The sequence below is a fragment of the Streptomyces sp. NPDC031064 genome, from assembly GCF_055570965.1.
Window position 1 is genome coordinate 322,601 of record NZ_JBVIGF010000010.1, and the last position, 12,915, is coordinate 335,515.

Here is a 12,915-nt window from a genome sequence, read left to right on the forward strand (position 1 = left end):
GACGCGCGCCCTGGGGGCCGGGCAGTGCCACTGGCACAGATCGGCCACGCACTGTCGGTGGGGCGGTCGATAATGCGTGGCATGACGAACGGGAGACTCGACGAGGCCCTGCGGCTTCTGGGCATCGGTGAGGCCGCGCGCCGGGTCTATCTGGCGCTGCTGGAGCTGGCGCCCGCTCCGCTGACCACGGTCGGCACGGCGGCCGGTCTGGTTGGCACGGAGCCGGCCACGGCGTACGGCGAACTGGTCGACGCCGGTCTGGCCAGTGCCGTCGGCGAGGGCGGGGACGTGGTGGCTCCGGTGCCGCCCGCCGCGGGGCTGGAGATCCTCGCCCGGCACCGGGCGGCCGAGCTGGAGGAGTCGCGCATCGCGGTGGGGGGCGCGTTCGAGTCGTTCCGGCGGCAGCGGCTCGCCGCGTACAACGACAACCTCGTCGAGGTCGTCACCGGGGACGCCATCGGCCCCCGGATGCGCCACGCCTGGGCCAGCGCCCGCGAACAGATCCGGCAGTTCGAGTCACCGCCGTACTTCCCGCTGCCCGGGGCCACGGACGACGCGCTGGCGACGCTCGCCCGTGGTGTGACGCAGCGTGTCGTGTACTCGCGGGCGTCGCTGGAACATCCGGGTCACCTGAAGGAGGCCATCGAGCCGTGCGTCGAGGCCGGCGAACAGGCCAGGGTGCTGCCGTCGGTGCCGGTCAAGCTCGTGATCATCGACGACGCGTACGCGCTCGTGTCACTGTCGATCAAGGAGGCCGACGTGCACAACAGCATGCTGGTCGTGCAGCCGTGCGGGTTGCTCTCCGCGCTGGTGGCGCTGTTCGAGCAGTCCTGGCGCAACGCCCTGCCCTTCCACGGCCGCACCGCCCGCCCGGGCGGCCTGGCGCCGGCCGACCGCCGCCTGCTGTGGCTCCTCGCGGGCGGTGCGAGCGACGACGTCATCGCCCGCGAGATGGGTATCAGCCGCCGTACGCTGTTCCGCCGCCTCCAGGTCCTGATGGCCCGGCTGGGCGCCGCGAACCGGTTCCAGATGGCGTTGCAGGCGCAGCGGAGCGGGTGGCTGTGACCGGCGCGCCGGTCCTGGGGACGGGGCTTACTCGACGGGCCAGGTGTGTACCGGAGCGTTCAGGTGCATGTAGTCCATGTACTGCCGGGTCATCCGCCGCAACGCCTGGTGCCGGCCCCCGTGGGCGGTGTCGTGGATGTGGTGGACCGTCTCCGACTGCCACACCGCGCCGTTGCGGCCGGTGACGCACCGCTGCTCGATGATGCCCAGCAGCGGCTCCCGCCAGGCCGCGTCCAGACCCGATGCCTCCAGGCCGCGGTGGGCCAGCGGCAGCAGGCGCCGCAGCACCAGCTCGGGCGCCGGGACCTCGCCCATTCCCGGCCAGTAGAGCTGCGCGTCGATCCCGTGCCGCGCCGCCGCGTGCAGGTTGTCCTCCGCGGCCGAGAACGACATCCGGGACCAGACGGGCCGGTCCTCGTCGACCAGGGCGCGGGTCAGTCCGTAGTAGAAGGCACCGTTCGCCAGTACGTCGGCCACCGTGGGTCCCGCGGGCAGGACGCGGTTCTCCACCCGGAGGTGCGGTACGCCGTCGACGACGGCGTAGACCGGCCGGTTCCAGCGGTAGATCGTCCCGTTGTGGAGGGTGAGCTCGGCCAGCCCGGGGATTCCGCCGCGGTCGATCGTCTCGTGCGGGTCCTCGTCGTCGCACAGCGGCAGCAGCGCCGGGAAGTACCGGACGTTCTCCTCGAAGAGATCGAAGACGGTGGTGATCCACCGTTCGCCGAACCACACCCGGGGCCTGACTCCCTGCACCTTGATCTCGTCCGACCGGGTGTCGGTGGCCTGCTCGAACAGCGGGATACGCGTCTCACGCCACAGCTCCTTGCCGAACAGGAACGGGGAGTTCGCCGCCAGGGCCACCTGTACGCCGGCGACGGCCTGGGCGGCGTTCCAGTAGTCCGCGAACTCGTCCGGGGAGACCTGGAGGTGGAACTGGGCGCTGGTGCACGCCGCCTCCGGTGTGATCGTGTCGGCGTAGGTCCGCAGCCGCTCGACCCCGTCCATGGCGATCAGCAGGTCCTCGCCCCGTGCGGCGAAGATCTGCTCGTTCAGCAGGTGGTACCGCGGGTTCTCGGACAGTGCCGCCAGACCGACGTCCTCGAGATCCAGCGTGGGCAGGATCCCGATCATGATCAGATGGGCGCCGATCGCCGCGGCCTTCTCCTCGGCGTGGTTGAGCGCGGCCCGGATCTCCCGCTCCCAGGAGTCGGGTCCGCCCGCGGTGAGCTGCCGGGGAGCGATGTCGATCTCCAGATTGAACCGGCCCAGCTCGCTGGACCAGGAGGGGTCGGCGATCGCCTCCAGGACGTCCGCGCTGCGCATGGCGGGCCGGGCCGCGTCGTCCACGAGGTTCAGCTCGATCTCCAGACCGACCTGCGGCTGCTCGAAGTCGAACCGCGACTCCCGCAGCATGCGGGCGAACACATCGAGGCACCTGTGCATCTTGTCGCGGAACTGGCGACGGTCGTCACGGGTGAAGACCATCGCCGGAACGTCGCGGCCCATCCGGCCCTCCCGAGTCTCCTCGGCGTCTTCCCGGCGTTTCCCGGCGTCTTCCCGGCACGGTTCCCACCTTCAGCGTCCCACTCCCCGGGCGTCCCAACCACTGAGGCCGGCGGTGGCCCGGGAGAGGGCGATCAACCGTCTGCCGCGCCCGGCCAGTACGGAGGGCCGTCTCTGCCGGAGTGGCGGAGGCAGGAGGTGACGACCACGAACGGCCAGAGCGACTGAAGGAATGTCACCAGACGTTCCGCGACACCCGCCGCTCCCTGATGACGCATCTCGATCACGAACCAGACCGCCCCGGCCAGCATCGCGGCAGTCGCCGCCATCGACGGCACGGGCCGCAGCGCCCACGGTGCGGTCCCGCCGCGATCGGCGGCCAGCAGGGGCCATACCGCCATGAGGGCGAAGCCGACCGCGGCGACCGAACCATGGCGCAAGGAGCCGCCGCTGCTCGGGGCGGGGAGCAGCACCACGCCGAACGCCGACAGGCCACCGCAGCCCAACGCCACACGTCCGGGGAGCGCGGCCGCTCGCAGCGCCCAGGCGGTCAGGAGGTGGCAGGCGCCCAGCGCGAGCAGCGCTCCGGTCATCACCCAGAATCCCGCGGCCCCGTACGCCGCCAGCACGCTGATCGTCTGGGTGACCGGGTCGTAGGCAGGCCCCTCGATGTGCGCCGCGATGGCCCAGCCTCCGACCAGCAGGACGGGCGCGCACCCCGACGAAAGCAAGGCCCATCTCGGCACAACTCCCATCAGGACACCATAAAACACCCCATCATTCCTCGGCCGTGCACACGCAGGCGGCTCCCGTGCCGGTCAGGCGGACCGCTTGACCCGGCCGCTCGCGAGGGGCCATTCGCGGTGGAGGCCGCCCAGCGGGATGCGCTTGTGGAACAGGGGCGTGCCGAAGACCGAGAGCTGGAGCTGGAGGCTGCCGCTCAGGTCGAAACCGCCGTGCAGCGCCCAGGCACCGGTCAGGTCCGCGGTGCCGCCCGTGGAGCTGGAGGCGGAGGCGGAGGCCCGGACCTCGCCCTCGGCACGCAGGTACGGGGCGAAGTCGGCGGTGAGGCCGGCCATGCCGTACAGGCCGACGGACGCCTCGGCCCCCAGGGCCGCCCTCGCCCGGCCGGCTGCCGTGACCGTGGCCGTCACGGGGGTGCTCGTCACGTCGGAGGTGCTGACCGGGGCCCACCCCTTGCCGGGTGTGTAGCCGCCGCCGACGCGGAAGTCGCCCTTGACGTCCTGCCGCACGTCGAGGGTGACCCGGCCGTCGGCGTCGACCTGGAGGTAGACGGTGAGGTCGAGGTTGACGACGACGGGCACGGGGCCGACCTGGATCACCGGGTCGGCGTGCAGTTTGGCGAAGGGGATGCGCTGGGAGGTCTGAGCGGCCGCGCGGCCCTTCAGCGTCCACTGGGCGGACCAGTCGCCGGACATGCCGAGGAAGGCCGAGCCGGGCCCGGGCCTGCCCGCCTGTCCGTGGGCGCCGCCGTCGTAGGAGAACTCCACCTCGGGGGCGAGCTGGACGAAGCCGGAGACGGAGGCGGCGGCCGAGACGGGCGCGTCGGCGGCGGTCGCGAGCGAGGTGCCGACATCGAGGCGGAGTTGGCCGACGGGCACCTTCGCCCCCTGGGGGCCGAAGCGGATGCCGTCGGGCTTGGCCCAGGAGAACGTGACGCCCTTCACGAGGGGCTCGACGTCGACGGTGGCCGGGTCCACGGGTATCCGCCCGTCGGCCTTGTCGTCGGCGAGCAGCGCGCTGAGCGTCGCGGGTTCGGTGGCGACCTCGGTGCCCTGGTCCGTGGTGCGTACGACCTTCGTCACCTCGGCGAGCAGGCCGTTGGGGGCGCCGGGCGCGGGGGCACTGGCGATGACGTCGCCCGTTCTGACGGGCGGGCTGGGGTCCGGCGACGATGTCGGGGCCGCATCCGGCGATGCGTTGGGTGAGGCGTCCGGCGGGGTGGCGATGACCGCGTGCCGGGTCCGCTCGTCGTAGTCGGCGACCTTGAAGGTGCTCCGGTGGCCACCGGCGCTGCCGGTGCTGCCGTTGGACGCCGGTCGCGCCACGGCGGTGGGCGTGTCCTGGGGTGCCGGTGTGACGTCGAGCCGTTCGCTGCCCTCCCCCACGGCGGCGGGTGCCGCGGCCGGGGTGGTGGCGGGTGTCGCTCCGGGGGTGGTGGCGGTGCTGCCCGGTGTGGCGGAGCAGCCGCCCGCCACCAGGGCGAGCGAGAGCAGCGTGGGGACCAGGAGTCTCCTGGTGTGAGTGCGCACGGGGGTGTCCTCCGGCGATGTGCGATGTGCGTGAGGGGGGTGGTCGCTGTCGCCGACGTGTTCCTACTCGCCGGTAACAGCAGGGAGGATCATGGCACGGCAGCAGTCGGGGGCGGCGCCTACCCCCCCGTCCACGAGCGGAAGTTGGCCGATCCGCCGAGGTGGTTGGCGCGTTGACGGCCGGGGGTCGTTGGAGAACGCCCAGGGGGCTGGGTTACCGTGCGGCGCATGAGTGCCGAGGACCAGATCACCCAGCCCCTTCTCCGGTTCCGGGACGTCGTGGCGCGCGGAGCCCTGTACGGGGTCGTCGCCGTTCCCCTGCTCGGGGTCGCCTCGTTGTTCGTCGTCGACCATCACGACCGGATGACGTTCCTCGCCGTCGTCGGTGGGTTCGCCGTCTCCTTGGCGGGTGTCTCCCTCCTGTTCGGCCTCTTCTTCTGGTGGGCGTGCGGGGGTGACATCCGGCGCTGCCGCGACTGGCGCACCATCAAGGGCCAGACGGAGAGCCTCACCGTCGCGGCTCCGGTCATGGTGCGCATCGGTGTGCTGGCGCTCGTGCTGTTCCCCGGCGCCGTCGGGCTGTACCACCTCGTGGACGGCGCCGAGTACGGCACCTTGCTCTACGGCGACTGACGGTCGTGCCCGGCGAAATCCGGTGGCGTCGGTCAGGGAGGGGTCGTTACGCTGCTCACCGCATCATCGGAAACGTCACCGGGCCGCCTGTGCCCTGGAGAGGGTGTTTTATGACCCGGCCCGCGCCGAGCGCGCCTCGTCGTACCGCGTAACCCCGTCTCTCGTCGAGGAACGCTCGGCCTGCTCTTGCTGTCATGACTGTTCTCTCAGCAAGGAGCCTCCCGGGTGTCCCACCCCAACACGCACCACACCCTGAAGATCGACACCTTCACCTGCGCGTGGTGCGGCCTGACCGTCGCCACGTTCGCCGCCGACGGCACGCGGCGCAACCACTGCCCGTCGTGTCTGCACTCCCAGCACGTCATGGACCATGTCGAAGGCGGCCGCAGCGAGTGCCGCGGCCGGATGACCCCGATCTCCATCGCCGTGCTGCGCACCGGCGACTGGATGGTCGTCCACCGCTGCGTGCGGTGTGACGAGCTGACGTCGAACCCGGTCTGCCCGGACGACAACCAGCTCATCCTGATGCGCATGGCCGTACGTCCCCTCGCCCAGCCGCCGTTCCCGCTCGAATCGTTCGGCAGTCTCTGAGCGCCGGCCAGGGAAGGAGACGACCGATGCCACGCCGCAATCCCCCCGCCCGGCGCCCGCAGCGGCACAAGGACGTGCCGCACCGGCAGGGCCGGCACCGCGCCCGTGACTTCCGGTGCGTCGGCTGCCGGCTCGACGTACCGCTGGACGCCCCGGGCACCGCCCACCGCAACCACTGCCCGCACTGTCTGGTGAGCCTGCACGTGGACCGGCGCGTACCGGGAGACCGTGCCGCGTCGTGCCGCGGGCGCATGGAGGCGATGAGCATGTCCGTACGCCCCGATGGCGAATGGGTCATCATCCATCGCTGTCTGGCCTGCGGGGAACTCAGCGCCAACCGCATCGCGGGCGACGACAACGCCCTGGCGCTGATGCGCCTCGCGGTCAGACCACTCCGGACGATGACGGACGCGGGGCACCGCCTCCTGCTCGCCCTCTGAGTAGTTGCCGGCCGCCGGAAGGGGCCCCTCCCCCTTCCGGCGGCCGCTGTCGGCTCACCCCGCCGCCACGTCACGTCGCGTCACCAGGCGGCGCTACGAGGGCCGTTGTCAGTGGTGCCCGGTAGCTTCGTGAGCGATGGAACAGCCGTTGCTCGATGGGAGTGGACTGATGACCGTGAACCGCGTGACGTCGCAGCTCAGGGTGGTACTGACCGACACCAACGCGAACGTGGTGGAGGCGTGGCGGGCGGCGTTCGCCGACACCCCGGGGATCGAGATCCGCAAGGGATCGATCCTCAACGAGAAGGTCGATGCCTGGGTCAGCCCGACCAACTCCCGGGGCCGCATGGACGGTGGGGTCGACGCGGCCATCAAGCGGCACCTGGGGGCGGGCATCCAACTGCGTGTGCAGCGGGCGATCCGCGACCGGTTCGCCGGAAGCATCCCGGTGGGAAGCGCGGTGTGCGTACCGTCCGGGGCGGTCGACCCGAAGTTCCTGATCTCGACGCCGACCATGGAACAGTCCTCGCAGAACGTGAGCGAGACCCTCAATGTGGCCCTGGCGTGCGCCGCCGCGTTCCAGGCGATCCACCGGCAGAACACGCGAGCGCCCGGCAGCATCGAATCGGTGGCACTGGTCGGCATGGGCGCCAGGACCGGCCGCGTACCGGCCCGGGTGTGCGCCAACCTGATGTGGACGGGCTACACGTTGTTCAACGACTACTCCTTCGAGGACGACGACGACCTGCGCGGCACGATCGTCGCGCAACTGGACGACATCGAGAACGCCCCCGCCGACAAGCGCATACGCATCGCGCCCCCCGAGCACCGCCGCACGGCCCGCCGTTGACGCCCCATCAGTACGGTTCGCACATTTTTTGAATTCGGAGTTCCTTCACCATGAGCGATGCCAACACCCCGGCCCAGGCCGACCCCAACGACCCGCTGGCCCTCACCGAGTTGTTCAAGGGCGGCGGTGAACCGTGGCTTCCGCTGCTCAAGCCCGTCATCGAGGCGCAGCCGGACGCGGCCGCGTTCATCGGCCCGGGCCGCGCCCAGGACGTCGTGCCCGTCCGCGAACTGACCTTCCAGGCGCTCAAGCCCAACCCGCCGCACAAGTGGAAGGTCGTGGTCTTCGGTCAGAACCCTTACCCGAGGCCCGAAAGCGCCACCGGCATCGCCATGTTCGACAACACCTTCCACGACTGGAAGGACAGCCAGTTCGGCAGGGTGGTCAGCATCCGCTGCATCATCAAGGCCGCGGCGATGTGGAAGTACGGGATTCCCAAGAAGACCCCGATCGCCGACATCCGCGCGCTGTTGAAGGAACGGGACACCGTCCAGCCGCCGGAGTGGTTCCAGGCGATGCTGACGCAGGGCGTCCTGCTGCTGAACGCGGCCCTCACCGCCAGCAGTGACGGGCCGAGGGGAGCCGACCCGCACACCGCGTTCTGGCGTCCGGTCGCTGAGCGGATCGTCGAGGAGATCCTCAAGGCGAAGCAGAACGCCGACGAGGAGGACCGTAGTGTCGTCTTCGCCTGGTGGGGGGCGCACGCGCGCAACCTCAAGAAGATCGTCCTCCAGCTCCAGAAGAAGTATCCCGAGGTCGAGGTCCGCCATATCGACCACCCCAACCCCGCGGCGCAGGGCGACATATTCTGCGATGGCGACCATTTCGGAGTGGTGAACGAGGCGCTCGCGTCGCTGGGCGCCGATGAGATCGACTGGCTGCCCAGCAAGGGGTGGAACGAGCTCGCGGCACAGGGCGACGGGTCGAACGGCGATGTCGCCGAACGCATGGGCGCGTTCATCGCGTCCACCATGGAGCTGCACCAGCTTTACCTCGAACGGCTCGCGAGCGTCAAGGACGAGGGGCTTTCCCTTCCCGCGATCACCGGTGTGTTCGACACACCCCTCATGGATTTCCGCGACGCCGTCTCCCCGGTCGCCGGCCTGCTGTCCGGTCTCGACCGGCACATCGAACTGTCGCACGAGTTCGGCAAGAGGCGGGCGGACGAAGCGGCCGGCAACGGCCTGTCCGCCGATGCCATCGCCGCCCTCTACCTGTACACCTGCGAGTCGGCCTTCTACCGCGAGATCAACGCCATTCTGCGTTCCCCGGACCGGTCGAAGCTCGTCCCGTACCTCCCGTATCTGCGGCTGCTGTTCGCGGCGGTGTCGGGGCTTCCCGCCCGCACCGAGCCGTTGTGGCGCGGGGTGTCGCTGGACCTCCGGGCGCAGTACCCGCTCGGACGGACCGTGACCTGGTGGGGTGTGTCCTCGTGCACGTCCGAGCTCAATGTGGCCCGGGCGTTCCTCGGCAGCCGAGGCAAGCGGACGCTCTTCGAGGTGGTGCCCGCACGGGCGGTGGGAATCCGGAGCTTCTCGGCGTTCACCGGCGAGGAGGAGTTCCTCCTCCTGCCGGGCACACAGCTCAAGGTGACGGACGTGAAGGCCGAGCGCGGCGGCCTGTGCACCGTGCGGCTGACCGAACTGGAGGAGCAGCCCCTGGTGTCCTGACCGGACACCGGCCCCTGAGCGGCCATCAGCACTACGGGTGAACGCGTGCCTGATGTGCCGCGGTGGGCGCGGATCGCGGCGGTGAACGCGGCTGCGGTGGGCGCCGCGCTGACCGACGTGCCGTCGGCGCCCCGGCGGGGCGTCATCGCCCTGGGTGTGCCCGTGGGGCCGGTGCCGGACGACGGGCGGGGCGCGTCCTCCGGTCGGCGCGCCCGACCGTCACCGCCGAAGCGGCGGCCGCGTCCCATGAGGGGGCGCGGCCGCCGCCCGTCACTTGGTCACGGGGCTGACGAAGTTGCCCGGGTGGGTGGCCGCTTCCTGACGGAGGACCGGGCCCCAGCGCCACTTGAGTTGCTTCGAGGTCTTGCCCTTGGGGGGAGTGATCTCGGCGACCCCGGGGACGATGACGTTTTCCTCGCTCTCCTTCGCCGAGAGGAAGGTGAGGGTGAACCGGGCGGAGGCGCCCGGCGCCAGGGTGACGGGCTTGGGCCGGACCGACGTCTGCTCGCGGAAGGTCTCGGTCTGCACTCCTGCCGTCTCCGTGCCCATCTTCAGGGTCACCTTGGGGTAACCGTGGACGGTGCACGCGCGGGACCCGGTGTTCTTCAGCGCCACCACGGCGGTCACCTGCTCATCCGGAGAACCTCCGGGCTTGGCGGTGCCACCAGGAACCCAGGACGGCGCCAGGGCGCCTGCCTTGCACGAACCTGGGTGTCCGGCCGCGGCTGGACTCGCCGCGATGGCGGGGGCGGGGGTCAGGCTCGCGGCCATCAGGCCGGCGGCCAGGAGGGCGGCCCTGCGGGCGGACGGTCGTGCCATGGTCCACCTCCAACGTGGGGGATTGCGGCGGGCGCGCCGACACGCCGCCGCCGTTGGCACATGCCGGCGTCACCAGATACGAGTATCCATGATCACGTCGAATCGCACATCCGCACGAGGATGTGCGCACGTGAACGTCCGCACGAGCGCGTCCGCACGAGGGAGTCCCTACAAGCGCGTCCCTACGAGGATGCGCCGGCCGGCCGGTACGGCTCACTGTCTCCGGTACCGGCGTTCCGGGGACGGTGTGCGCCACGTGAGAGGGTGTGCCACCTGAAGGGGGAGCTCAGCACGGTCACCGAGCGTTGAACCCTCGAACGAAGCGGTCGGCGTACGCAGCGCCGCACCCATGCGATGAGGTAGGAGGACCATGAACGCCGCCGCAGAAGGACGGCAGCATCTGGACGCGGTCAGCGTCCTCAACGCCAAGCAGACGCTCCGGCAGCTCCTGGGCCGGGCGGGGGTCTTCTCCGGCGACGCGGAGGAGCTGATCGGGCTCGTCGAGGCCGGTGCCCTCGCGCTGGCGCACCAGGAGCTCAGCGGCATCGGGCGGAGCGCGCCCGGCGGGAAGGGTGCGCTCTACGAGTCCGGCTGGCTCGACGGCGCCCAGGCCGTCACCGGTGACCTTGCCGGCCTGGCCGCACGCGCGCTGCGGCACGCCGTCGGGTCCGATGCGCCGGGCCCCTCTCCGGACGCCCGCCCTCCGGTGAGGAGGATGCAGGTGGAGCGGGCGAAGGTGGCGGTCACGCCGCTGTACCTGTCGTTCACCACCGTCTCCGACCTGGACCCCGAGGTCTCCGAGCAGGTGCTGACCGCCGTCCTCGGCACGATGACCTCCAGGGAGCGGGCCGGATACCCGGGGCGGCTCGCGGAGTTCGCCTCGGCCAACCGCGTACGCCTGGAGCGGCTGTACGCGCGGTACGGCCCGGGCAGCACGATCGCGATCCACGGCCGCTACTCGCTCGTCCACTCCCCCACCAGCGTCGCCGTGCTGGAACGGCTCGCCGGCGCGGCGTCGGAGCTGCGGGAGGAGTGGGACGCCGCCGAACTCCCGCCCGCGTGGCTGGAGGGCCTGCTGACGGCGTGGGACTCTACGGACTGACCGGCACCGTGGTGCGGCAGTCGGGGTGACCCCAGCGCGTGTCCACCTTGGTGATCGGGTCACCGGCGGCGTACGGCCGGCCGCACGGACAGGTGCCGCGGTACTTCGCCTTGATGGTCCGCGGCGCGCCGCCCGTCGTCGTTCCGGCCGGCCGCCGCTCGCCGGTCGCGCCACGGGGCTTGTGGCGGGCGGCCGGAGCGGTGCGCTGGGGCGCGGGTACGGGCATGTGCGTGGCGCCCAGCGCGGTGCCGGCGGCCTGCTGGGTGGCGGCCGCGTCACTGGCGGCCTGGTCGGCGATGGCGTTCAGGTGGTCGCCGTCCGCACGGTGGGCCGGGACGTAGCGGAACTCCACGTCCCGCTCGGCCAGCAGGGCGTCGATGCGCCGCACCAGTTCCTGGTTGGCGACGGGCTTGCCGGCCGCCGTCTTCCAGCCGTTGCGCTTCCAGTTCGGCAGCCACTGCGTCACGGCCTTCATGGCGTACTGGGAGTCCATGCGCACCTCGACGGAGGTTCCGGGCGTGAGGGCCTCCAACAGGGCGCGCAGGGCGGTGAGTTCACCCACGTTGTTGGTGGCGCGGCCCAGCGGCCCGGCCTCCCAGCGCTCGGGGCGGCCCTCCGCGTCGGCGATGACCCACGCCCAGCCGGCCGGGCCGGGATTTCCCTTGGCCGCCCCGTCACAGGCGGCGATGATGCGATCGGACATCCCCCGATCATGCCTTACGCACGGGGGCGTGCGGCCCGCCGGGCCGGGCCGGCCGGTGCCGGGGCGCGGCGTGGCCGTGCTCAGCGGCGTTCGAGGCAGCCTCGGATGAAGGCGGCCTGTCCGGCGTGCTGGAGGTCGTCGGCGATGACGCTGACGAGCCGGACGCCCAGGGTCACCGGTGGCGACCACGACTCGTCCACGATCCGGTTGAGTGCCGTGCCGCGCAGTCCCGTGACGTAGTCCATCGTCACGTCGTGGACGGCGTCGAAGTAGCCGAGCAGCAAGGCGGGCGAATCAACGCGGAGTGCGGCGACCTGTTTGGACGTGTGGCCGTACCCGGTCGCCTCGGTGGGGAAGGGCAGGGAGAACCGGCCGGCCCAGTCCTCGGCCGTCCACACCTGTTCCCGGCCGGCGACGTCGGCCACGTGGTCGTCCTGGATCCGGGTGAGGTGCCAGACCAGCCAGGCGATGGAGTTGGCGCCCGGGTCGAGCCGGGTGTGCAGGTCCTCCACGCCGATTCCCTCGACCGCCTCGTGGACCACTTCCCGGACGCGTCCGAAGGCGTCTGCGAGCACATCTGCGGCGTTCATACGCAGCAGTGAACCCCGCCGCCGTCCCATGCCGCCGCCCGACACGCTCACAGCCGCCACGCGGGCGCCTGTGAGCGGCCGTGTGCCGGCAGGACGCTCAGGCCTCGGCGTCCTCGGGGTACCAGCGCAGTTCGACGGTGTTGCCGTCGGGGTCCCGCACGTAGATGGACTGGGCGTTCCCGCGTGCGCCGAAGCGGCCGACCGGCCCCTCCAGCACGGTGAAGTCACCCGAGTCGATGACCTCCTGCCAGTCGAGCGGGTCGACCACCAGGCAGATGTGGTCGACGTTGGATTCGCCGCGCGGACGCCGGAGCAGGTCGATGATCGTCGTGGGGCTGACCCGCACGGACGGGAACGGGACCTTGCCGGCCCGCCACTCCTCGACCCGGACGGGCTCCAGGCCGAGAGGCCCGCAGTAGAACTCCAGCGACCGCTCGACGTCTTCCACGTTGAGCACCAGGTGATCGAAATCCTTGACCCGCATGGGGCCACCCCCTTCAGTGGGTTCGGTCCGTCGGGTGATCATGACATGCCGCAGGGGGGGGGGGGGGGGGGGGGGGGGGGGGGGGGGGGGAGGGAGGGGAGGGGGGGGGGGGGCGGGGGAGGGGGGGGGGGGGGCCCAGGCGGCGAGCAGCAGCCGCGCGATCCCCGCGTGGCCGCTCACCGCGGCCAGGTA

General features: G+C 71.5%; 14 protein-coding genes. 7 read left to right on the plus strand and 7 right to left on the minus strand.

Annotated features, from left to right (window positions below; genetic code table 11):
• Positions 1-81: 81 nt before the first annotated feature.
• A complete protein-coding gene (locus ACZ46W_RS32015; RefSeq protein ID WP_468345198.1) occupies positions 82-1,065 on the plus strand; it encodes a LuxR family transcriptional regulator in 984 nt (327 codons plus the stop codon).
• 27 nt (positions 1,066-1,092) lie between these two features.
• Here ACZ46W_RS32015 and ACZ46W_RS32020 read toward each other — a convergent pair whose 3' ends face one another.
• The 3 genes from ACZ46W_RS32020 to ACZ46W_RS32030 form a co-directional block, all read right to left on the minus strand.
• A complete protein-coding gene (locus ACZ46W_RS32020; RefSeq protein WP_468345201.1) occupies positions 1,093-2,571 on the minus strand; it encodes a glutamate-cysteine ligase family protein in 1,479 nt (492 codons plus the stop codon).
• A gap of 131 nt (positions 2,572-2,702) precedes the next feature.
• On the minus strand, positions 2,703-3,323 hold the full coding sequence (locus ACZ46W_RS32025) for a DUF998 domain-containing protein (protein WP_468345203.1): 621 nt from the start codon (positions 3,321-3,323) through the stop codon (positions 2,703-2,705).
• Between the two features lie 63 nt (positions 3,324-3,386).
• Complete coding sequence (locus ACZ46W_RS32030) at positions 3,387-4,841, minus strand: hypothetical protein (RefSeq protein WP_468345205.1); 1,455 nt, start codon at positions 4,839-4,841, stop codon at positions 3,387-3,389.
• A gap of 228 nt (positions 4,842-5,069) precedes the next feature.
• On the opposite strand from ACZ46W_RS32030, the gene ACZ46W_RS32035 reads away from it, so the two are divergent.
• From ACZ46W_RS32035 to ACZ46W_RS32055, 5 genes are all read left to right on the plus strand, one after another.
• The gene (locus ACZ46W_RS32035) at positions 5,070-5,474 is read left to right on the plus strand and encodes a DUF6336 family protein (protein WP_468345209.1); all 405 of its coding nucleotides are present in this window, start codon (positions 5,070-5,072) and stop codon (positions 5,472-5,474) included.
• A 225-nt stretch (positions 5,475-5,699) separates the two neighbouring features.
• Entirely contained in the window at positions 5,700-6,065 is a 366-nt protein-coding gene (locus ACZ46W_RS32040; RefSeq protein WP_468345212.1) for an RNHCP domain-containing protein, read from the plus strand.
• Positions 6,066-6,091: 26 nt separating this feature from the next.
• On the plus strand, positions 6,092-6,505 hold the full coding sequence (locus ACZ46W_RS32045) for an RNHCP domain-containing protein (protein WP_468345215.1): 414 nt from the start codon (positions 6,092-6,094) through the stop codon (positions 6,503-6,505).
• A 169-nt stretch (positions 6,506-6,674) separates the two neighbouring features.
• Entirely contained in the window at positions 6,675-7,355 is a 681-nt protein-coding gene (locus tag ACZ46W_RS32050) for a macro domain-containing protein (protein ID WP_468345218.1), read from the plus strand.
• 50 nt (positions 7,356-7,405) lie between these two features.
• Positions 7,406-9,025, plus strand: coding sequence for an ADP-ribosyltransferase domain-containing protein (locus tag ACZ46W_RS32055; protein WP_468345221.1), 1,620 nt, complete (start codon positions 7,406-7,408; stop codon positions 9,023-9,025).
• Positions 9,026-9,295: 270 nt separating this feature from the next.
• Here ACZ46W_RS32055 and ACZ46W_RS32060 read toward each other — a convergent pair whose 3' ends face one another.
• Positions 9,296-9,844 carry a DUF4232 domain-containing protein gene (locus tag ACZ46W_RS32060; protein WP_468345224.1) on the minus strand — a complete coding sequence of 183 codons (549 nt, stop codon included), beginning with the start codon at positions 9,842-9,844 and terminating at the stop codon, positions 9,296-9,298.
• 370 nt (positions 9,845-10,214) lie between these two features.
• Here ACZ46W_RS32060 and ACZ46W_RS32065 point away from each other — a divergent pair, with 370 nt between their 5' ends.
• Entirely contained in the window at positions 10,215-10,946 is a 732-nt protein-coding gene (locus tag ACZ46W_RS32065; RefSeq protein WP_468345227.1) for a hypothetical protein, read from the plus strand.
• On the opposite strand, the gene ACZ46W_RS32070 is transcribed toward ACZ46W_RS32065, so the two are convergent.
• The 3 genes from ACZ46W_RS32070 to ACZ46W_RS32080 form a co-directional block, all read right to left on the minus strand.
• A complete protein-coding gene (locus ACZ46W_RS32070; RefSeq protein ID WP_468345230.1) occupies positions 10,936-11,649 on the minus strand; it encodes a ribonuclease H family protein in 714 nt (237 codons plus the stop codon). The two genes, ACZ46W_RS32065 and ACZ46W_RS32070, sit on opposite strands and share 11 nt — an antisense overlap.
• 80 nt (positions 11,650-11,729) lie before the next feature.
• A complete protein-coding gene (locus ACZ46W_RS32075; RefSeq protein ID WP_468345233.1) occupies positions 11,730-12,239 on the minus strand; it encodes a mycothiol transferase in 510 nt (169 codons plus the stop codon).
• A 97-nt stretch (positions 12,240-12,336) separates the two neighbouring features.
• Complete coding sequence (locus ACZ46W_RS32080; RefSeq protein WP_468345237.1) at positions 12,337-12,723, minus strand: VOC family protein; 387 nt, start codon at positions 12,721-12,723, stop codon at positions 12,337-12,339.
• Between the last annotated feature and the right edge of the window lie 192 nt (positions 12,724-12,915).